Genomic DNA, 21,236 nt, shown 5'->3' on the forward strand with positions numbered 1-21,236 from the left:
CAATATATGAATGAAGTAAGAGATGAATTCCTTTCAAGGGAATTACATGAAGAATGTGGTGTCTTTGCCATATACAATAACTCGGATGCCGCATCCCTATCCTATTTTGGATTACATGCACTTCAGCATCGTGGACAAGAAGCTGCAGGTATTGCGGCTTGTGATACAGGTGGAGAAATCAACTGTTATAAAGGAAAAGGCTTGTTAGCGGAGGTCTTCAATAATGATATTATGAAGACCTTGCCAGGTCATCATACAATTGGACATGTTCGTTATTCCAAAGCGGATGCAAACCAATTGGAAAATGTACAACCAATTATGGTTCGTTCCCATGCAAACTCATTTGCAGTTGCGCATAATGGACAAATCGTAAACGCTCCAGAATTAAAGAATGAATTAGAAGTGAAAGGAAGTATCTTTCAAGGAATCAGTGATTCAGAATTACTTGCACACTGGATACAGGTTGAAAAAGGAAACTTCGTAGAAAAGATTAAAAAATCTTGTGAACGATTTGAAGGGGCATTTGCATTTGTTATCTTAACAAATGATGCGGTATATGCAATTCGTGATAAGAATGGACTTCGTCCAATCGCATTAGCAAAATTAAGTGAAGGTGGATACTGCGTAAGTAGTGAAACTTGTGCTTTCGATATCGTAGGAGCTACCTATATTCGTGACATCCGTCCTGGAGAAATCGTAAAGATTGATAAAGAGGGTGTTCATAGTTATCAATATACAAGTGAAATTCAATATAAGATGTGTGCAATGGAGTATATTTACTTTGCACGTCCTGACAGTAATATCGATGGTATCAATGTGCATACTGCACGTCGTTTATCAGGTAGAGCATTGGCACGTAGAGAAGATGTTGAAGCAGATATCGTAATTGGTGTTCCTGATTCTTCTATTTCTGCAGCGATTGGATTTAGTGAAGAAAGTGGACTTCCTTATGAAATCGGTTTGATTAAAAATCGTTATGTAGGAAGAACCTTCATTCAACCAACACAAAAACAAAGAGAACGCGGTGTACGTATGAAATTGTCTGCCGTTAAATCTATAGTAAAAGGAAAACGCGTCTTTATGATAGATGATTCTATTGTTCGTGGGACAACAAGTAAACGTATCGTACAATTGTTAAAAGAAGCAGGCGCAACAGAAGTACATGTTCGTATTTGTTCTGCACCATTGGTCAGTCCATGTTTCTATGGGGTGGATACTTCAACGTATGATGAGTTGATCTCTGCACGTTTAAGCCATGATGAATTATGCAACTTTATCGGAGCTGATTCTTTACGCTTTATGGGTGTTGAAGAAATGGGAGAAGCATTTGGTACAAAGAACTTGTGTACTGCTTGTTTCGATGGTAAATATTGTACTAGCTTATATAGCTATGGTGATGTTTTGGAAAGTGAGAAGAAAAAATGAGTGATAAATATAGAGAAGCCGGTGTCGATTTAGAAGCTGGTTATGAATCCGTAAGACGTATCAAAAGTCACGTTGCACGTACACAAATCAAAGGTTCTATTGATTCTTTAGGTAGCTTTGGAGGAATGTTTGATTTAAGTATCTTACAAATGAAAGAACCAGTACTTGTATCTGGAACAGATGGTGTTGGGACAAAGCTTATGTTAGCATTTGATGTAGACAAACACGATACAATTGGGATTGATGCAGTTGCGATGTGTGTGAATGATGTATTGGTACAAGGAGCTATGCCTATTTATTTCCTTGATTATATCGCAGTTGGAAAAAATCACCCTGTACAAATTGAACAGATTGTAAAAGGTGTTGCGGATGGTTGTGAGTTATCACAGTGTGCTTTGATCGGTGGGGAAACTGCAGAAATGCCGGATATGTATCATGATGGTCATTATGATATTGCGGGATTTTGTGTAGGAGTGGTGGAAAAGAGCAAGTTGTTAGATGGAAAAAATATCGCAGCAGGTCAGACCTTAATTGGACTTCCTTCTAGTGGATGCCATTCTAATGGATTCTCTTTAATTCGTAAAGTTTTATTGAAAGATGCAAATTTAGATATTAAGAAAACATACGATGGATTCGATAAACCATTAGGTGAAGTGTTGTTAACTCCAACAAAAATTTATGTAAAAGCAATCAAACACTTACTTACAAATAATGTAGACATCAAAGGGATGTCTCATATCACTGGTGGTGGATTCTATGAGAATGTTCCAAGAATGTTAAAAGAAGGATTAGGTGTAAGTATCGATACAACAAGCTTCCCTAGACCAGAAGTATACAACCTAATTATGAAAACAGGTGGTATTCCTGAAAAAGAAATGTACAATGTTTTCAATATGGGGATTGGTTTCATTATGGCAGTAAATAATGAAGACGTAGAAAAAGTACAAAGCTTATTAAAAGAAATCAATGAAGAGTCTTATGTAATTGGTGAAGTCACAAGCAGTGGAAGTGTGGATTTGAAATGGTAAGCATTGCAATATTTGCCAGTGGAAATGGTTCTAATTTCGAAAATATCGTGAACCAGATACAGGCAAAAAAAGTTACAAGTGCTGTTTGTAAAGTCCTCATCGTAGATAAAGAAAAGGCTTATGCAATACAGCGTGCAAAACAACTACAAATTCCTTGTGTTTATGTAAACCCAAAAGAATATGCATCAAAAGAAGACTATGAAACAAAGATTTTAGAAATACTTCAATCTTATGGGGTACAACTCATCGTTCTTGCGGGATATATGAGATTTATTGGTCGTGTATTGTTAAATAATTTCGATCAACGCATCATCAACTTGCATCCTGCATATCTTCCAGCATTCCCTGGAGCCCATAGCATTCAAGATGCATTTGAGGCAAAAGCGGAATACACAGGAGTTACGGTTCATTATGTAGATGAAGGTGTAGATACAGGAACCATTATACATCAAGAAAAAATTATAATGGATCCATCTTGGACATTAGAAACGTTAGAAGAACATGTACATGCTATGGAATATAAAATGTTTCCAGAGGTTGTACAAAGTGTATGTGAAATGATAGAAAGAGAGGCACTCGCATGAAACGAGCATTAGTAAGTGTTTCAGATAAGAGCAACTTAGTAGAGTTTGTAAAAGAATTAAGAGCACTTGATTATGAAATCATCTCTACTGGAGGAACAAAAAAAGCATTAGAAGACGCTGGAATTGAAACCATTGGAATTTCTGAAGTTACAGGATTCCCAGAAATTATGGATGGACGTGTAAAAACATTACATCCAAAAGTACATGGTGCTTTATTATGTGTACGTGATAATCCAGATCATGTAAAACAGATCGAAGAACTTGGTATTCAATATATTGATTTGGTATGTGTAAACTTATACCCATTCAAACAAACTGTACAAAAACCAGGGGTTTCCCACGAGGAAATTATCGAAAATATTGATATCGGTGGACCTAGTATGTTAAGAAGTGCTTCAAAGAATTATCAATCCATTCCTGTTATCGTTGACCCTAATGATTACGCTGCGGTGATCAAAGAGTTGAAGGAAAACAATGATACATGTCCTGTTACAAGAGAATATCTTGCGGCAAAAGTATTCCGTCATACGGCAAGCTATGATGCGATGATCGCAGATTATCTGACACAACGTACAGGAGATAAATATCCTGAAAAGTTAACAATTACATACGATAAGGTACAAGATCTTCGTTATGGAGAAAACCCTCATCAAAGTGCAGCGTTCTATAAGAATATGGATCCTCAATATTCTTTGGCAAATGCGAAACAGCTTCATGGTAAAGAATTGTCTTACAATAACATCCAAGATGGAAATGCCGCAATTGAAATCCTGAAAGACTTCGAAGGACAAAGTGCAGCAGTTGGTGTAAAACATATGAACCCATGTGGTGTGGGTATTGGTGCTAGTATTGAAGAAGCATGGAAGAAAGCATATGAAGCTGATTCTGTTTCTATCTTTGGTGGAATTGTTGCCTTCAATGATACAGTAAGCGTATCTGTTGCGAAGGAGTTATCAAATATCTTCCTTGAAATTATCATTGCGCCTGATTTTGAAAAAGAAGCATTTGAAATCTTATCTGCAAAGAAAAATATTCGTTTGATGCAGTTAGATACAACATTATCTGTACATGCGAAATATAAAGTAACAAATGTAAATGATGGCTTGTTAATTCAAGACAATGATGATCATGTTGTTTGTGTTGATGATTTACGTTGTGTTACAAATCGCAAACCAAGTGAAGAAGAAATTGAACAATTACTAATTGCTTGGAAAGTTGTAAAACATGTAAAATCAAATGCGATTGTTTTGGTCAAAGACAATATGACAGTAGGTGTTGGTGCTGGACAAATGAATCGTGTTGGAGCTGCGAAAATAGCAATCGAACAAGCAGGTGATAAAGCTAAGGGTTCTGTCATGGGATCTGATGCATTCTTCCCAATGCCTGACACAGTAGAAGAAGCTTTAAAGGTAGGAGTTACTGCGATCATTCAACCAGGTGGATCAATCAAAGATCAATTATCCATTGATTTATGTAATGAACACGGAATTGCAATGGTATTTACAGGTATTCGTCATTTCAAACACTAGAAACTCAACAATGAGTTTCTTTTTCTTTTGACTATCGTATGAACTTTTCTCATAATTTGCAATAGTATGATATAGTATTTACTATATGGAGTGATAAAAATGAAGCATGTTGTCGCAAGAAAAGTAGTAAAACTAGCAACAAAGAAAATGGAAAAAAAAGACATGCAGTATTATACACAAAAGAAAGATGTAGAGCATGTGCTAGAAGATAGAGATATAGCTTATAGTGTGCAGTTTTGTATGGATCACTATATGCCAAAGAAGAAGATATCAAAAAATTTATATATTTTGGATATTCATGGTGGTGCTTGGATGTATGGAAAGAAAGAGTTGAATCGTCATTTCTGTATGCATTTAGCAAATGGAGGATATTCTGTTTTCAATATGGATTATGGATTAGCACCTGACTATTCAGTGAAACAGCAAATACAACAAATTTTCAAAGCTCTACAATTTATTCAGGAACATAAAAAAGATTATGGATTAGAAAATGCACATGTATGCCTTTGTGGAGACTCTGCAGGTGCACACTTAGCAAGTTTAGCAGCGTGTATTGTAAGAGATAAAGAATTACAAAAGGTGTATGAAGTCAATGCACAGGGAATTCATGTGGCTGCCTTGTTACTACAACATGGTGTTTATGATTTAACACCTTTGAAAAAGGCAAAAACAAGACCATTCAAAATTCTTTATCACTGGTTATTTCCAAATGAAACAAGCACACTAAAACATGTGGATTGTCTAGATGCCATACTTGATGAACAATGGGATATTCCAATGTTTCTATTAAGTAGTAAAGAAGATAAAATATTCTCTTTTCAAACGATTCGACTTGAACAAAAACTAATACAACTTAAAATCCCACACGAAGCACTTATTTGGGATGCATCTTACGATACCCTACAACATGTATTTCATATTATTGATCCCGATAAACCAGAAAGCAAAGAGTCTGTTCAAAGGATGTTAAAGTTTTTAAATAATTTATCATAAGTGCCAAACCTTGAAATACAAATGCTTGTAATATTATTAGGTTTTGACTATAATACAAGTAAATTGGTAAATAACGAAAGCGGGATGAGATTGTGTATTGTGACTATCATGTGCACTCGCATTTCAGTGATGATTCTGTATATAAAATGCAGGATGTCGTGAAGGATGCGATATTATTGGGAATTGATGAATTATGTTTTACAGATCATTTTGATCTGAACGAAAAAATAGAAGGACATGAAACAGTGGAACAATCACTTATTCCTTTTCCACGCTATTTTTCTGAAATCGAAAAGCTACAAAAGAAATTTCATAATAAAATCAAGATAAAAAAGGGAATGGAATTTGGAATTCAATATGGAACCATAGATGAATACAAGAAAATATTCGATGAATACCCTTTTGATTTTATATTACTATCGATTCATCGTATCGATAACAAAGGATATTGGAATCGCAAGTTTCAACGTGGCAAAACGGAGAGCGAATACTATAATGATTACTATCAAGCGATGTATAAAGTAGTTCAAAACTATCATGATTATAGTGTTTTGGCTCATCTTGATTTAATACGTCGCTATGATAATAATGATGGGTATGATGTTATGAATGATCGTGAAATGATTGAGAAGATATTAAAATATATTATCGCGGATGGAAAAGGAATCGAAATTAATACGTCCTTTATTCGCTATGAGATAGGAGATATGACACCATCGGTGAATATCTTAAAGTTGTATCTAGAATTGGGCGGTCGTATCATTACGATTGGTTCTGATTCTCATAAACCAATTCACTTGGGTGCTTATATAGAGGAAATTAAAGCGCAATTAAAAGAGATTGGGTTCAAGGAATATTGTACGTTTGATAAAATGAAACCTGTTTTCCACGAACTATAAAGGATAGCTAGTAGAAATGTTAAAGGTAAATTTTTATGATACTGTTGATGATGAACTATATAAGTTTGCGGTGATTGTTTCAAGGTATGAAAACAAATGGGTGTTCTGCAAACATAAGGAACGTAGCACATACGAAATTCCTGGTGGGCATAGAGAAGAACAGGAACAAATCGATGAAACTGCAAAAAGAGAGTTATGGGAAGAAACAGGCGCGATAGATTATCAGATAAAACCTGTTTGTGCTTATTCTGTAATGAATGAGAAGGAAGAAACCTTTGGAATGTTGTACTTTGCGAAAATCATTGAGTTTGAAGAATTACCTCCTCTTGAAATGGAAAAAGTAGAACTGTTTGAAGAGTTGCCAAGTCAGTGGACATACCCTTTGATACAGCCCTTATTGATAGAACAAATTAAAAAATTGAAGCTTGATTAACTATGATTTATTGATGAATATAAAAAATAATCCGTGTGGATTATTTTTTTGTAGTATATAGCATAGGGGTAAAACGAATGCCATTATGGACTTGTTCCTTATCTGTATCTATAAAACCTAGCTTATGATAGATAGAAACGGCATATGGGGAAGAGTTAACAGTGATTTCATCACAGGTACTATTTTGTTTAACATATTCCCACAACATTCTACCAATGCCTTGTTGTTGATAGGTCGCTTCTACAAAGAAGAGAGAAATATGTTTTCCATTATCCCTTGTGGCTATTACACCTAACAGTTGTTCTTCTTCATATGCACCATATAATTTCAATGCTTCCAAAGCCTCATTGTCCATAAGAAATGCATGAAAGCTTTGAATTCCTTCTTGTTCATAATCCGTACCTTCATATTCTAAGAAAGTGTTCCAAATCAATTCTTGAGCACATGCAATATCATCACCTATTAAGGGGTATATATCAATCACTACAAATCACCTTATTCTTTCCGTTTGCTTTTCCTATGTATAATTTATCATCAGCATTTTTTAAAAGTTGTTCAAGATCTGTTGCGCTATGGTATTCACTTACTCCAAATGTCATGGTTACCTTTATATTACAAGAGGCTAATGTAGGACATTTCATATGTGAGATGTGATGTTGTAGACGAAGTAACTGTTTACATGTTTGTTCTTCATTCATATGCTTGAAGATGAAGAGAAATTCCTCTCCGCCCCATCTCGCAACAAAGCTATTGCGATCCAAATGCTTTTTAAAAATAGCAGAGATATTTTTTAATACTTCATCACCTATGCCATGTCCATAGGTATCGTTGATAACTTTAAAATCATCAATATCTCCAATCACTAAAGTAAACGGAGTTTGATTGTCTTCAAAATCTTTTACTGCACTTTCTAAAAAGAGAGTACAGCTTCTTCTGTTATATAAACCAGTCAAGGTATCTGTATTAATCAGTTCTGTAACTGATTTTTGTAACATAACAGAAAATCTTCCCATTTCTCCAATTTCATCGCCTCTATCTAAAACGGATGTTTGAATAGGGGTATCTACATCACCCTTTGTGATTCTACTTAAAAACTCTTTTGTAGCATTCAAAGAATCGATGATTTTCCCAGAGAAAGATAGAGAAATCGTGGATACAAGGAAAATCATAAGTAATAATATAACAGAAATAGTACCAATTACTTTATAAATTGTATGAAGAACGAGTGTTCTTGGCTTTCCTACAAAAATCATTCCAACAATAGTATCATCACTATTTTTGAGTGGCATATATTGCCCGAAGTAAGGAATCTTATTCACAAATACATTATCTGAAAAATACTCTTTACCTTCTTTTAGAACTGCTTTTTGTACTTCAGGAGAAGATGCACTACCTAGTGTTCTTTCTCCATCATCGTTTCGTATGGTCGTAGACATACGTGTACTTCCCCAAAATACAGTCGCATCGATACCAGAAGTATCTTTTATATCATCAACAATTCCATGTGTCGGATCAAATGGTTGATTCCCTTTATATAGTATATTGTTTTGTAAACTATAATCTCCTTGATTGCTGGATTCGCAAATTCTATACAGTGCATGAGATAAGTTTCTAAGACCATCTTCACTTTCACTACGCATTGCGTTATAAATTAAAAAAGAAGAGGATATTACAGTTAAAATCCCAAAAATAATCAATGGTAGAATTGTGATTTTACGAAATTTTAATCGAAGACTTCGTTCATTACGACCCATTTCCCGTGCACCTCTTTATATGGAATATTATAGCATAAAATACTAGGATTTTATAGAGTGTTGCATAGTGAGAGTGATTCATAATGAATTATCAACAATTATGTTTCACATTTAATCCAAGATGCATTATAATTTAGTTATCTTTAAGGATAGGGTAGAATGAAAAAGGAGGAGATTATATGAAGCTGGAATTTGAAAATGTCGATGATCAAAAGATGATGCAAAATCGAAAACCGATATATGTCACAGGACATATGCATCCAGATAGTGATTCCATCATATCTGCAATTGCATATGCACAGTTTAAACAACGCAAAGGGTTTCACGCAATTCCATGTAGATTAGGGAAAATCAATGCGGAAACGAAGTATTTATTAGATCGTTTCCATATGGAAGAACCGATGTTGTTTGAAGATGCTCGTTCCACAATGGATGAAATAGAAATCGATGCGCCTTTAACAATTTCACCAATGACAACCATTCAAGAAGCGTTGGAGCTTATGAAAGAGAAACACAAACAGTCTTTTGGTGTGGTGAATGAACACAACAAACTTATGGGAATGGTCACAAAATCAGACTTAGCTGAAATTGGACTTGGAGATACGGCAGTATCTATTCAATTGTTAAAAGAAACACCAACTGAGTTTATTGCGAAAACGATCAATGGACAGGTGCTATATGATGATGAAGAAAGACATTTTAATGGGAAAGTCAGTGTCATTGCGATTGCGGAAACAAAGCTAATAAACTATGAGTTAGAAGATCGTTTGGTTATCGTAGGGAATGATACCGAAGCTCAAATCACTGCGATACAGAAAAAAGCAGGAATCCTAATGGTGGTTTGGACAGAAGATGTCAAACCAGAAGTTTATGAACTTGCGAAGAAGTTTCATTGTCCGATTATCAAATCTGGTCATGGGACAATGAACACAACACGTTATCTTTACTTTTCACCACCTGTGAAATTGATTATGACAACTGATTTGATTTGTTTTAATATCAATGAGTTTGTGGATGAAGTAGGAAAGAAGATGATGAAGACTAGATTTAGAAGTTATCCTGTAGTGGATGCGGAAAATCATCTATGTGGATATGCTTCACGTTTCCATATCTTAAATCAAAGGAATAAGCGTGTGATTTTAGTTGATCATAACGAATACTCACAATCTGTTAAGAGTATTGAAAAAGCAGATTTATTAGAAGTTATTGATCATCATAGAATATGCGATATTATTACCAATCGACCAATCAATTTCCGTAATGAAATTATAGGAAGTACAGCAGCGATTGTAGCTTCTATTTATTTGGAGAATCAACTAAGCATTCCAAAAGATTTGGCTGGGCTTATGTTGGGGGCAATTCTTTCTGATACTTTAAAATTCAAGTCACCAACAACCACGGAAAAGGATCAAGGAATCGCGAAAGTTTTAGCGGATATTGCGGAACTAGACATCGATACATTTGCGAAAGAAATGTTTAAGGTGAGTTCCAATATTAGTAATAAAACACCAATCCAATTAATTGAACAAGATATCAAGAAGTTCGATATGGATGGAAAGAACGTAATGATCGCACAAGTCATTGCTTATCAAGTGGAAGATGCTAGAGAAATAGAGAAAGATTTACTTGAAGAACTACAACGTTATGCCAATGATAAAAACTTAGATTTATTAGTAATGGCATTTACAAGTATTCTTGAAAATGGTTCTGTATTCTATGCAGCTGGGCCGATTACACAAGTTGTAGAAGAGGCATTTCCAAACATAAAAGGAGAAACACATAGTTTCCAACCAGATATATTATCTAGAAAAAATCAAATGATACCATTGTTATCAAGAGCAATTATTAATTCTATACACTAGGGCACAAGATGCCCTTTTTTTAAATCGATTTTATTAGTTGACAAAAAAGTGTACTACACATATAATACAGTTAGAGGTGATGTTCATGGTTTCCTTTGATGAAATGGAATTCAATAAAAAAGATCCTGTATATCTTCAATTGAAGAATCATATCAAGAAAAAAATTTTGGCAAATGAAATTCATGATTATGATGAATTGCCAAGTAGAAGAGAACTGGCGCTAAAGTTATCCATCAATCCTAATACTGTACAAAAATCCTTTAAACAATTGGAAGAAGAAGGAATTATTAGAACGATTAGCAATGTGAAAAGTGTTGTGGTAGTGAATGAGGATATCATTGCGGAAATCAAGTTGGATGTATTGGCCGGTTCTGTCACAACCTTTATTCATGAGTGCAAAGGTAGTGGCATGGATTTCCAACAAACGGTCGCACTCTTAACGAAATACTGGGATAAGTGAAAATTTTTTATTTACACTTAGTGTACTACACGAGTAGTACAGAAGGGAGATTATATGAAATATATTAGTGAATTGATAGATATCGCAGGGAAATCTTATTTGAAGAAAATTTTGATTCTTATTGCGGTGATGTTTATACTTTTGTTTTTTCAAGTGTATAGGTCATCATCTTCAAGTATAACGTTTATGAAAATGACACTCGCAAGCAGTACCATTTACTTATCTTATATAGGATTATTTGTGCTAATTCTATTTTTCATGCATAAAAGAAGATTCAAAAAAGTTATTCAAGAAGGATCTTTCAATCGTATTCGCTTATTACCCATTCCAAAGATGAGTTTGGTATATAGTGAGTTACTATTTGTCGGCTTTAGTTACGCTTTGTTATTTTGCGCGGTAGGATTGGCTTGGATACTTGGAAATGCACTTGCACATACATGGGATTTAAAGTTCTTGTTTTTGGTCACAACAGGAAATGAAGTGATGAAGGGATTAGCACCATTTACCATTATAAACTTTTGTAAGACACTTTTAATGTTTGGAATGTTGACCTATGTTACTGTGCTTATCTTGATGGCAAGTGCAGATACAGATACAAAGATAACGGTTTATATAGTTTTAATTATTTACTTCTTTATAAGTATGATAATCAATAATGTAACTGCGAGTCAGGCGTATCAACGAACACCTTACTATGTAACTAATATAGCACAGATCGTAGAACTGCTAGGAGTTATCCTATATTCCAATTATAAATTATATAAACTGTTTAAAAGGAAGGGGCGAGCATCATGAAGAAAATAATGTTATATTGTTTACCTATGGCAGTCTTTATATTGCTTATGATATGTGTAGCATTTATTCCGTCCAATCTTGATTTTGAGTTTAAAACTATAAAAGGAAATATATCGGATTTGAAAGATGTGGAATTCAACGTGGAATTCATAAATTCTATAGGGTATTCCGACACAAATACAACAGCAATACAAGTGAAAAATAAAGAAGGAAAAGTTAGTCATACGATCGAATATAACAAAGATTTGTATCAAGATTTTCAATCTGGAGAAAGTATAAGTACGAATTTAAATCCAGGCAATATCGTAGCTGCTAGATCATCTGATGGAGAGTGCAAAGTAGAAAAGATTCTAGAAAAAAATCCAGTTCCAATTATTTATACAGTTCACGATATGATAGATGAAAATGGAAAAACTTTAGAAATTGAAACTGATATGTCCTATCTAACTGGCGATCAGCACTCAATCTACAAATATAAAGTATCATGTAATGATGGATATTTTGAAGAGGGATATAAATCAGATTATAAAGATGGAGATGAAGATCAAACTACGTATGATAAGTTGGAAAAGGCAAATGAAAATTTGTATTACTTTCTACCAACGACGAATTCTCTTATGTCTGGTAAAAACCATATATATAAAATAAGCATGGAAGATAAAAGCACAACAACAAATTCTTATCAAGTTAAGGCGAAAGTTTCTGATTTTGTAGATTTACCTGAAGGAAGATACTACGATAGACTCCTTCAAACGAAGGATCGAATATTTGTAGTGAGCCATATAGAAGATAAATCCTATCTTATGCAATATGATAAAGAAGGCAACTTCATCAATGAATTAGCTTATGATATAAAACTAGATGTGTCTTATTTAAAAAGTAACGATACATTCTTATTAGCTCAAACTCTCGATAAAGTTTACGTTATTGATCAAAATACATTAGAAATAATTGATACTTACGTAATACCAAAAGATAAAGAAGGTAATTCTAGCTATATAAGCGATATGATATATAAAAATAAGACTTTGTTCTTATTAATAGGAACACAAGTTAGTCTAGCAAACAAAGATGGTTCCTCTTATTATGAAACAATAGGTTATGAAGTTCAAACAGTGAAAGAGGGAAAGGTTCGTTATCGTGGAGTGTTAAATCTATATGATGCGGATGATTACTTAGTCAATATATATCCTAACTCTGCTAGCTTCAAGAGGAATGAGTCATGAAAAAGCTCATATTAAATCAAATTAAGCATCGTTTTTGTAGAATGCGTAGTGTTTGGGTTCTTTATGGTTTGTTTGTAATTTTTGCTTTTCCAAGATCTTATTATTTTAATGAAGGTATAACTATAGATGTGGACTATGTACTATATCGAGATGATGCTAAGTTATTTTTAATGATTGCATTATTTCTTATCGTTGCACAATCGTTTAAACTTTATGCAGATTATAAAAGAGGAAGTATTCGTTGGAGTATTCTTACCAATAAGAAACAAGCATTCATTATTGGAGATGTATGTTTCATCGCAATGAGTGTTATAGCTTTGTATGTGATTTATGTAGTTTGTCTATGTTTTCAAATTGAAATGAAGTTGGAGGCATTAGATAAAGCGAAGGCATTTGTATACTTGGCGAAACCAAGTGTTGTACAAGTTATTCAACAAACTGAAATAACAAATCTTTTGATACCAATGAAGCTATCAGGTTATCTATTGAATTTGTTGTTGTTGGTTATGGTCGTAGAGAATTGTGTTTGTTTATCGTTTGTTGCGATTAGAAGACGTATAAAATTGTTTGAAGTGATGTGTTTTATCGCATGTATTTTCATCCTATACTATGCATTTCAAATAACAATTTATATAAATATCGTGTTATGTATTATAGTAATTGCAGGTTGTTTTAAGTTGTGTATGACATTATGGAGGGAGGTTTCCGCATGTTAAGAATAGAAAATGTAAGCAAGTTATATTATCAAAATAAAGGAGTCCGTAATATGAATCTTGAAGTACGTGAAGGAGAGATTACGGGAATCCTAGGAAGAAATGGGTGTGGGAAAACCACACTGTTAAAAGCGATTTTAAATTTGGTTGCCATAGATGGTGGAAAGATTACATTCCATGATGATGCAGTGGATAAACAATATGATAAAGTTGCCTTTATCAGCGAAGAGGGAAGCTTTCTTCCGGCTATGAATGCATATCAATATGGAGATTTCTTGCGACGTTATTATGAAGCGTTTGATAGTGTGAAATATACAAAGCTATTGGAACGTTTTGAAATTGATGTATACGATAAAATAAAAAATTATTCAAAAGGACAACAGATGAAAGTGGAAATTGCGGCAGGATTTTCAATGAATGCCAAACTTATGATCTTGGATGAGCCTTTTACTGGGCTTGATGTATATGCGAAAGAAGATGTAATAAAGCTTTTGATTGAACAAGTACAGGATGATAAAGTCATTGTATTGACAACACATAATGTAGAAGAAATTGAACAAGTTGTAGATCGTTGTATATTGATGGAAAAGGGTAAAATTGTTGAGGATGTCATGATGGATGATTTATATGACAAGGGAATGGATATTAAGAAGCTTATGGATAAGTATCGACCAACAAAATATTAGGATAATTTACTTGGAATTATGTGAAAATAAAGAAAATATTGCGAATACGAAGAATATTTAGGATTTTCGAATTCCATCTCGTATATATATATTGAAAGGGTATGTCCTTTCATAAGGAGGTATCACAATGGTGATTACGAGATGTAAAGAAGTAAATTTTTGTAATGATGTATTTTTTAAGTATGCATTAAGCGCAGATGATGAAACGTCGATATTCATTCGACACTCCATTATTGAAGAACTCACAGGCATTCATCCCAAAGAAAGCAAAGTTTTAAATCCTATTTTGGATGCGAAGATTATTGGGAAAAAAGGAGTTGTTTTAGATGTTCATGTAAAGGATGAACAAAATAATGAATATGATATTGAAATGCAGACAACTTATATTGGAAGTATGGATAATAAAAGATTTCAATTGTATTTGACTAGAATGTTATCAAATCAGTTGAGAAAAGGGGATAATTACAAAAAGCTAAAACATGTATATCAAATAGTATTTGTAGATGCAGTTGCCTTATGTAATGAGAATTTAATCAATAAATATGAGTTAATGAATAAAGATGGAGATCCTATGGGTGGCGATTCTCTTTTGAAAAGTATTTTTATTCATTTGCCAGTTATCAATCGTATTGCGAAAGAAAAAGGAACCTTACATATGAGTGGATTTGAACAACTTTGTTATCTATTTAAAAACAGTGAGAATCGTGCTATACTGAAATCAGATGAAAGGTTGGTGAAAGCAATCATGGAAAAATATGAACACATGCAAGATGATGAAGATCTTTGGTCCATCGCAATGGCAATTGAAATGGGAGAAATGAGAGCGGAAAATCAGTTAGAAGAAAGAACTCAGATAGCTTTAGAGCAGGGTATGGAAAAAGGGATTGAAAAGGGAATAAAAGAGGGAATAAAAGAGGGAATAAAAGAAGGGATAAAAGAAGGAGTAGCGAGAGGGCAACTTGAGAGCACACTTTACCTTATCAAGTTAAAATACAACCAAGATGAGACACAATGGCTTTCTACTAAAACAACAGATGAAATTCAAGCTATATTAGCATCCATACTAGAATGTGAAACATTGGATGAACTAAAAAGAAAATATTAATTAGAGAGTATGAGAGTAGGTGATTGCTTACGTTTCATACTTTTTTTATCACTACAGTTCAAGGTTACTAACATTACACGAAAACTTTTGTTTCAATGCGTATTCGATATGAATGCTAAATATTACGCATGATACTTAAGAAAATTTAAGATTATCGAGTTACAGAAATAAAAACTCATGGTTTCTAGCAAGCTTTGATAAATAATCCTAGAAATATGCACGTTTCTTTATTTGAGAGGGGAAAATAAATATTAAGATTTATAAAAGGGGCACGTATTAGGAAAGATAATGCATTGCATAATATGTATTTATACCGTATGATAAGTATAATAGTATGGATGCTTATGAGGGGGATGGGAAAGTATATACCCGCTAGATATGCAAAGCAAAATTTTTTACTTCTTTATAAAATCTTTAGATAATCATAAAAGGATTCTTTAGAAAGTTTATTTATACTTAAAGGGAAGAAAATTGACTTGTGTAAATGCATGATTAGGTAAAAGATAATCATTTGCATAATCTGAAATTCGTAATGTACTATACAATAGGAGGAAAGAAATGGGAGTCTTAAAGAGAGCATGGATAAGCGTTTTACAACGAAAGGTAAACAGTATTATATTACTTGTGATTGTATTTATTTTGGCGAATGTATTATTGACAACGCTATCGGTAAATACATCAATTAAAAGTACAAAGGATAGCGTGTTATCACAACTATCACCAACGGTTTCTATTGATTATAATCAAGATATTTGGTCAGAGGAGAATGTTAAGATACCCCCTCTGACAGCAGATATGGCAACAAAGCTTTATGACCGTACAAAAGATATCGTGAAGACGTTTGATTACTCACAATCGACTGGTTTAACTGCACCGAAGGAGTTTAAAGAAGCAGAAATTCTAACCAAAGAACAATTAGAGAAACTTCAAGGTGGTTTTAGTTCTGGGACATCCATGTCAGGGAATGGAATTGTACTTTCCATGATTGGTACACAATTATCTGTGAAACCTGAAGAGAGTGGAGAAGGTAAATTACTAAATGGCAAAGGGTTTAGTCAAAGTGACATTGAAAAAGGAAATTTTAAAGTATTGATTCCTAAGCAATTCGCAGAAACGAATGGTTTAGAAGTAGGTTCTAAAATGATTTTAACTTCTGAGATTTTTAACACAAAGGACTTTGAAGAGGTTATGCCTGAAAACGGAGAAGTCAAACCAGCAAAAATATTAAATTATGAATTTGAAGTAGCTGGGATTATAGAAATAACGAAGCTTGAAGAATTTTTAAAGAAGGCGCAATCTGGAGATATTAGCAAATTAGCAGATGAATACTTTCAACTTTCTTGGATGACAAACCAATTGTATGCACCAAATGCAGCGATAAATAAAATAAATGAAGAGACAATGGCAGCACATAATGAAATTAATCCAGAGCAAGCGGAAGAAAATGGAGAATCAAGTAATGCTTTTGTGGGCTATGTTCAACCACAATTTATATTAAAAGATATGAAATATTTGAAGGATTTTCAGGAAGAAGCTTTAGATATTTTCCCTGAAAAGAGCTATAGCATATTGAGTGCTTCAGATGCTTATGATGTCGCAGCCAAACCTTTAAAGACAATGGGAGGAATGCTAGATACAATTTTCATTGTTACAGTGGTTGCTAGTATAGTCATTTTGGCACTAGTTCTCTGTATATTTATGTATCTACGCCAAAAAGAAATGGGGATTTTCTTAGCATTAGGAGAACGTAAAACGAAAATTATTGGACAATTATTAGCGGAAACATTGATTGTAGCACTCATTGGTGCGTCACTTGCAATCTTTACATCCATTATATTTTCGAATATGTTAGCAGATAATGCAATGCAATCACTATTAGCTCCAAGCGATGATATGATTGGTGGCTTTATTTCATCAAGTAGCTCTTCACCCAATATTACGCCTGAAATGATTAGTCAACAATATAGTGGTGGTTTTGCAGTTTCCACCATATTGATCTTCTATGGAACAATGTTCGCGACTATTATTGTTGCACAATTCACAACTGTATTGTACTTATTACGTTTAAGTCCAAAGAAAATATTGATGTGAGGAGAAAGCAAATGAAAAATATATTAGAAATAAGTAACCTTGAATACTATTATCAAGATGGAGATGCAAAGAGATATATATTCCAAGACTTATCATATACCTTTGAGAAGGGTACATTTTATGCAATACTAGGGGAATCTGGTTCAGGAAAGACAACCTTATTATCCATCCTTAGTGGTATGGATAAACAAACCAATGGTGTTGTAAAGTATGAAGGAAAGGACATTCAACAAATTGGGTTGAACAGTTATCGTAGAAATAATGTAGGAATGGTGTTTCAATCGTTTAATCTTGTGCCATATATGAGTGCGCACCAGAATTTACTTACAGCGATGAGTATTACCGATAATCAAATCAGTGATCAACATAATGTTGCATATAATCTTTTAGATTTTTTAGGAATTACAAAAAGCAAAGCAAATCGACTAGTTACAAAGCTATCTGGTGGTGAACAACAGCGAGTTGCTATTGCAAGAGCATTGGCAACGGATGTGGATATCATTCTAGCAGATGAACCAACAGGTAATTTAGATACTACTACAGAAGAATCTATAATCAATATATTCAGTGTGTTAGCAAAGAAACATGAGAAGTGTGTAATTGTAGTGACACATTCCAAAGCAATTGCGAAACAAGCGGATGTCGTGATAAACTTGTCGAGTGAGGGATAATGTATGAGTGGATTTTTGAAGAAGTTTTCACAAGGAGAATATGACGGGTTTAAAAGTGAAACCAACGATACGATTCATCCATCATCAAAGATAGATACGCAAGAAGAGCAAATCGAGGTAGAGCAACCAATAGAGGAAACCTATGAGGAATTCCTAGAACCACTTAGTGAAGAAACTCAAATGGTTGATATTGAAAAAATTCCAAGTGTTATAAAAAAACCATTCGATGAACATGTTTTCCAGACAAGCAATACAAAAGAGGAACGGTTAATACGAGATGATGATCGAATAAAAAAGAGAAGAATTACAATGATTATTTCTCTTGTGATTATTCTTGTCATATGCATAAGTGGATTCTTTATATATCAACAAGCAAATAAAATTACAGTTCCTAGTTTTGCTCTTGAAAAAGATTTGAATGAAGTAGAAGTATGGGCAGCGAAGAATAAAATTGAATTGGATTCAACAAGCGAATTTAGTATAAAAGCTGATGAAGGGATGATTATATCACAATCAAAGAAGAGTGGTACATCCGTTCAAAAAGGCAGTAGCTTTAAGGTAGTCGTTTCTAAAGGTGCCAATCCAGATGAAACCGTAAAACTTCCTGACTTCACAAAGATGAAGCTAATAGAAATCGAGACTTGGAAAGATAAAAATAAAGCAAACAATGTCACGATAGAAAAGATATTTAATGAAGAAGTTGAAAGTGGTAAAGTCATCTCGGTCACATTCAAGACAGAAGGTATTGATGGAAGTAATTATCGAAGAAAAGATAAACTGACTATTATCGTATCCAAAGGAAAAGAAGTGTTTGAAAAAGATATTGTAGTTCCTGACTTTAAAAACAAATCCAAAGGAGAAGTAGATACTTGGGCTAGTGAAAAAGACGTAAAAGTTGAATATGTTGAACAAGGACATGCAACTATTATGGAAGGAAATGTAATATCTCAAGAGATTGCACCAAAGACAAAAATCGCGAAGAATGATACCATTAAAATTGTAGTATCAAAAGGGAAGATATCCTACGTACCTGATTTTAGTGGACTAGATGAAACACAGGCAACAATTGAGGCAACAAAACAAAATGTTCCAATTACTACGATTAAATATTATCATAATCAAGTTAGTGCAGGACAATTGATATCACAATCATTGCCTGTTGGTACAGAAGTAAAAGGAGATACTGTTGTACTTATATATTCATCTGGAAAACCCTACATTGCGAACTATGATGGACAAGATTTATATGTACTTGTCCAAGCTATTCGTGAAATGAATGCGCAAGGTGCAAATATATCCTATGAAGTACAAGAAGTTGAATCAGAAGAACCAAAAGGCTCTATTATAACAGCAAGTGCAAAAGCGAATTTTGTTGATATTGGGACAAAAATCTATGTGAGCATTTCAAAAGGGAAGTAACTTTCATTAATGTATGACAGATAAAAAGTATGGTAGTGAGCAGTTGCTTACTAACCATACTTTTTTACATAATTTTAATCTTTTTGGTATAAATGTCTAGCAACATAAACACCACTCGCACTAGCATGTGATAGGGAGTGTGTTACACCACTACAATCACCTATGACAAATAATCCTTTATGTTTTGTTTCTAGGTTCTTATCGATTTCTACTTCTAAGTTGTAGAATTTAACTTCTACACCATACAATAAAGTGTCATCATTGGCAGTACCAGGAGCGACTTTATCTAAAGCATAAATCATTTCAATAATGTCATCCAATTGTCTTTTTGGGATAACCAAACTTAAATCCCCAGGAGTTGCGGATAAAGTAGGTGTTACAAAGCTTTCACTGATTCGTGAAACTGTACTTCTTTGTCCACGGATCAAATCACCAAAACGTTGAACGATAACCCCACCACCCAACATATTTGATAAACGAGCAATGCTTTCTCCATATTCATTACTATTCTTAAAAGGTTCAGTAAAATGATTGCTAACCAATAATGCAAAGTTTGTATTCTCGCTATATAATGATGGATCATCGTAACTATGTCCATTTACAGTCACAATACCATTTGTATTCTCACTTACTACAACACCTTTTGGATTCATACAGAAGGTACGAACTTTATCTTGGAACTTTTCCGTACGATATACAATCTTACTTTCATATAATTCATCTGTAAGGTTAGAGAATATTTGATAAGGAAGCTCTACACGGACTCCGATATCAACGCGGTTACTTTTTGTTTTAATACCTAATGATTCACAGATGTTACCCATCCATTTACTTCCACTTCTTCCAGTAGAAATGATACATTTTATACCTGTAAAGGAAGCATCTTTACAATGTAATTTATATCCATCTTCTAATTTTTCTACTTTATCAATATGTGTATTAAAGTGAATATCAATTTTATCCTTTAATTGATCATATAGATTTTGTAGAACAATATAGTTGATATCAGTTCCTAGATGACGTACACTCGCTTCAAGTAAGTGTAAATCATTTTGCATACATAGTTTCTTTAAATGTGTATTGGCAGTAGAGTATAATTTTGTTTTCTCTCCTCCATTACTAGTGTTGATTTCATCCACATATTCCATTAAATCGATGGCTTCTTTTCTCCCAATATACTCATATAGAGTTCCACCAAACTGGTTTGTAATATTATATTTTCCATCGGAAAATGCACCAGCACCACCAAATCCATTCATAATTGCACAGCTTGGGCAGTTAATACAAGACTTAATCTTTACTCCATCAATAGGACATTTCCTTTTTTCTAACGGATTTCCTGCTTCAAATAAACCAATCTTCAATTCAGGATTAAGCTTTAAAGCTTCATAGGCTGAAAAAATTCCACCAGGACCAGCTCCAACAATCAATAAATCATAATTCATATCATGACCTCCTACAATGCTGTTCATTGTCTTACCTCGTAAATTAGGGTACGTTTCCTACGGTATTCTATCATATTATAATAAAAATGCTAGTAAAAATGCAAAAAAATAATACATA

At 33.6% G+C, this 21,236-nt stretch carries 20 protein-coding genes; 17 read left to right on the forward strand and 3 right to left on the reverse strand.

Annotated features, from left to right (window positions below; all coding sequences use genetic code 11):
- Positions 1-6: 6 nt before the first annotated feature.
- The 7 genes from purF (at position 7) to ACWG42_RS06230 (ending at position 6,891) form a co-directional block, all read left to right on the forward strand.
- Positions 7-1,425, forward strand: coding sequence for an amidophosphoribosyltransferase (purF, locus tag ACWG42_RS06200; protein ID WP_455790893.1), 1,419 nt, complete (start codon positions 7-9; stop codon positions 1,423-1,425).
- The gene (gene purM / locus ACWG42_RS06205) at positions 1,422-2,453 is read left to right on the forward strand and encodes a phosphoribosylformylglycinamidine cyclo-ligase (protein WP_455790894.1); all 1,032 of its coding nucleotides are present in this window, start codon (positions 1,422-1,424) and stop codon (positions 2,451-2,453) included. The genes purF and purM overlap by 4 nt, the downstream gene beginning before the upstream one ends.
- Complete coding sequence (gene purN, locus ACWG42_RS06210; RefSeq protein ID WP_455790895.1) at positions 2,447-3,037, forward strand: phosphoribosylglycinamide formyltransferase; 591 nt, start codon at positions 2,447-2,449, stop codon at positions 3,035-3,037. The genes purM and purN overlap by 7 nt, the downstream gene beginning before the upstream one ends.
- Positions 3,034-4,566 (forward strand): bifunctional phosphoribosylaminoimidazolecarboxamide formyltransferase/IMP cyclohydrolase, encoded by a 1,533-nt coding sequence (gene purH / locus ACWG42_RS06215; RefSeq protein ID WP_455790897.1) that lies wholly within the window; start codon positions 3,034-3,036, stop codon positions 4,564-4,566. Before purN ends, purH begins: the two co-directional genes overlap by 4 nt.
- Before the next feature lie 99 nt (positions 4,567-4,665).
- Positions 4,666-5,559, forward strand: coding sequence for an alpha/beta hydrolase (locus ACWG42_RS06220; RefSeq protein WP_455790899.1), 894 nt, complete (start codon positions 4,666-4,668; stop codon positions 5,557-5,559).
- 92 nt (positions 5,560-5,651) lie between these two features.
- Positions 5,652-6,458: a histidinol-phosphatase HisJ family protein gene (locus ACWG42_RS06225; RefSeq protein ID WP_455790901.1), complete on the forward strand. Its 807-nt coding sequence runs from the start codon at positions 5,652-5,654 to the stop codon at positions 6,456-6,458.
- A 16-nt stretch (positions 6,459-6,474) separates the two neighbouring features.
- Positions 6,475-6,891, forward strand: coding sequence for an NUDIX hydrolase (locus ACWG42_RS06230; RefSeq protein WP_455790903.1), 417 nt, complete (start codon positions 6,475-6,477; stop codon positions 6,889-6,891).
- A 40-nt stretch (positions 6,892-6,931) separates the two neighbouring features.
- Here the strand turns inward: ACWG42_RS06230 and ACWG42_RS06235 are convergent, their stop codons facing one another.
- Together ACWG42_RS06235 and ACWG42_RS06240 are read right to left on the reverse strand one after the other, a co-directional pair.
- A complete protein-coding gene (locus ACWG42_RS06235; protein WP_455790904.1) occupies positions 6,932-7,375 on the reverse strand; it encodes a GNAT family N-acetyltransferase in 444 nt (147 codons plus the stop codon).
- Positions 7,368-8,645, reverse strand: coding sequence for a diguanylate cyclase (locus ACWG42_RS06240; RefSeq protein ID WP_455790906.1), 1,278 nt, complete (start codon positions 8,643-8,645; stop codon positions 7,368-7,370). Before ACWG42_RS06240 ends, ACWG42_RS06235 begins: the two co-directional genes overlap by 8 nt.
- A 179-nt stretch (positions 8,646-8,824) precedes the next feature.
- Between ACWG42_RS06240 and ACWG42_RS06245 the strand changes: the two genes are divergently transcribed.
- The 10 genes from ACWG42_RS06245 (at position 8,825) to ACWG42_RS06290 (ending at position 19,673) form a co-directional block, all read left to right on the forward strand.
- Positions 8,825-10,507 carry a putative manganese-dependent inorganic diphosphatase gene (locus tag ACWG42_RS06245; RefSeq protein ID WP_455790908.1) on the forward strand — a complete coding sequence of 561 codons (1,683 nt, stop codon included), beginning with the start codon at positions 8,825-8,827 and terminating at the stop codon, positions 10,505-10,507.
- Between the two features lie 85 nt (positions 10,508-10,592).
- Positions 10,593-10,967 carry a GntR family transcriptional regulator gene (locus tag ACWG42_RS06250; RefSeq protein ID WP_455790910.1) on the forward strand — a complete coding sequence of 125 codons (375 nt, stop codon included), beginning with the start codon at positions 10,593-10,595 and terminating at the stop codon, positions 10,965-10,967.
- Between the two features lie 54 nt (positions 10,968-11,021).
- Complete coding sequence (locus tag ACWG42_RS06255; RefSeq protein ID WP_455790911.1) at positions 11,022-11,762, forward strand: hypothetical protein; 741 nt, start codon at positions 11,022-11,024, stop codon at positions 11,760-11,762.
- The gene (locus ACWG42_RS06260; protein WP_455790912.1) at positions 11,759-12,988 is read left to right on the forward strand and encodes a hypothetical protein; all 1,230 of its coding nucleotides are present in this window, start codon (positions 11,759-11,761) and stop codon (positions 12,986-12,988) included. Before ACWG42_RS06255 ends, ACWG42_RS06260 begins: the two co-directional genes overlap by 4 nt.
- Entirely contained in the window at positions 12,985-13,704 is a 720-nt protein-coding gene (locus ACWG42_RS06265; RefSeq protein ID WP_455790914.1) for a hypothetical protein, read from the forward strand. The genes ACWG42_RS06260 and ACWG42_RS06265 overlap by 4 nt, the downstream gene beginning before the upstream one ends.
- Positions 13,698-14,387: an ABC transporter ATP-binding protein gene (locus ACWG42_RS06270; RefSeq protein ID WP_455790915.1), complete on the forward strand. Its 690-nt coding sequence runs from the start codon at positions 13,698-13,700 to the stop codon at positions 14,385-14,387. The genes ACWG42_RS06265 and ACWG42_RS06270 overlap by 7 nt, the downstream gene beginning before the upstream one ends.
- Positions 14,388-14,514: 127 nt before the next feature.
- Positions 14,515-15,492 (forward strand): Rpn family recombination-promoting nuclease/putative transposase, encoded by a 978-nt coding sequence (locus tag ACWG42_RS06275; protein WP_455790916.1) that lies wholly within the window; start codon positions 14,515-14,517, stop codon positions 15,490-15,492.
- Between the two features lie 558 nt (positions 15,493-16,050).
- Complete coding sequence (locus tag ACWG42_RS06280) at positions 16,051-17,583, forward strand: FtsX-like permease family protein (RefSeq protein WP_455790918.1); 1,533 nt, start codon at positions 16,051-16,053, stop codon at positions 17,581-17,583.
- An 11-nt stretch (positions 17,584-17,594) separates the two neighbouring features.
- Positions 17,595-18,254 (forward strand): ABC transporter ATP-binding protein, encoded by a 660-nt coding sequence (locus ACWG42_RS06285; RefSeq protein ID WP_455790919.1) that lies wholly within the window; start codon positions 17,595-17,597, stop codon positions 18,252-18,254.
- A gap of 3 nt (positions 18,255-18,257) precedes the next feature.
- Positions 18,258-19,673, forward strand: coding sequence for a PASTA domain-containing protein (locus ACWG42_RS06290; protein ID WP_455790920.1), 1,416 nt, complete (start codon positions 18,258-18,260; stop codon positions 19,671-19,673).
- Positions 19,674-19,747: 74 nt separating this feature from the next.
- On the opposite strand, the gene ACWG42_RS06295 is transcribed toward ACWG42_RS06290, so the two are convergent.
- The gene (locus ACWG42_RS06295; RefSeq protein ID WP_455790921.1) at positions 19,748-21,118 is read right to left on the reverse strand and encodes an NAD(P)/FAD-dependent oxidoreductase; all 1,371 of its coding nucleotides are present in this window, start codon (positions 21,116-21,118) and stop codon (positions 19,748-19,750) included.
- Between the last annotated feature and the right edge of the window lie 118 nt (positions 21,119-21,236).

The organism is Amedibacillus sp. YH-ame10 (assembly GCF_053848885.1).

Excerpts from the sequence above, each read along its gene's own strand:
- purF (WP_455790893.1), top strand. The coding sequence starts at position 7 with ATGAATGAAGTAAGAGATGAATTCCTTTCAAGGGAATTACATGAAGAA.
- purM (WP_455790894.1), top strand. The coding sequence starts at position 1,422 with ATGAGTGATAAATATAGAGAAGCCGGTGTCGATTTAGAAGCTGGTTAT.
- purN (WP_455790895.1), top strand. The coding sequence starts at position 2,447 with ATGGTAAGCATTGCAATATTTGCCAGTGGAAATGGTTCTAATTTCGAA.
- purH (WP_455790897.1), top strand. The coding sequence starts at position 3,034 with ATGAAACGAGCATTAGTAAGTGTTTCAGATAAGAGCAACTTAGTAGAG.
- ACWG42_RS06220 (WP_455790899.1), top strand. The coding sequence starts at position 4,666 with ATGAAGCATGTTGTCGCAAGAAAAGTAGTAAAACTAGCAACAAAGAAA.
- ACWG42_RS06230 (WP_455790903.1), top strand. The coding sequence starts at position 6,475 with ATGTTAAAGGTAAATTTTTATGATACTGTTGATGATGAACTATATAAG.
- ACWG42_RS06240 (WP_455790906.1), bottom strand. The coding sequence starts at position 8,645 with ATGGGTCGTAATGAACGAAGTCTTCGATTAAAATTTCGTAAAATCACA.
- ACWG42_RS06245 (WP_455790908.1), top strand. The coding sequence starts at position 8,825 with ATGAAGCTGGAATTTGAAAATGTCGATGATCAAAAGATGATGCAAAAT.
- ACWG42_RS06250 (WP_455790910.1), top strand. The coding sequence starts at position 10,593 with ATGGTTTCCTTTGATGAAATGGAATTCAATAAAAAAGATCCTGTATAT.
- ACWG42_RS06255 (WP_455790911.1), top strand. The coding sequence starts at position 11,022 with ATGAAATATATTAGTGAATTGATAGATATCGCAGGGAAATCTTATTTG.
- ACWG42_RS06260 (WP_455790912.1), top strand. The coding sequence starts at position 11,759 with ATGAAGAAAATAATGTTATATTGTTTACCTATGGCAGTCTTTATATTG.
- ACWG42_RS06265 (WP_455790914.1), top strand. The coding sequence starts at position 12,985 with ATGAAAAAGCTCATATTAAATCAAATTAAGCATCGTTTTTGTAGAATG.
- ACWG42_RS06270 (WP_455790915.1), top strand. The coding sequence starts at position 13,698 with ATGTTAAGAATAGAAAATGTAAGCAAGTTATATTATCAAAATAAAGGA.
- ACWG42_RS06275 (WP_455790916.1), top strand. The coding sequence starts at position 14,515 with ATGGTGATTACGAGATGTAAAGAAGTAAATTTTTGTAATGATGTATTT.
- ACWG42_RS06280 (WP_455790918.1), top strand. The coding sequence starts at position 16,051 with ATGGGAGTCTTAAAGAGAGCATGGATAAGCGTTTTACAACGAAAGGTA.
- ACWG42_RS06285 (WP_455790919.1), top strand. The coding sequence starts at position 17,595 with ATGAAAAATATATTAGAAATAAGTAACCTTGAATACTATTATCAAGAT.
- ACWG42_RS06290 (WP_455790920.1), top strand. The coding sequence starts at position 18,258 with ATGAGTGGATTTTTGAAGAAGTTTTCACAAGGAGAATATGACGGGTTT.
- ACWG42_RS06295 (WP_455790921.1), bottom strand. The coding sequence starts at position 21,118 with ATGAATTATGATTTATTGATTGTTGGAGCTGGTCCTGGTGGAATTTTT.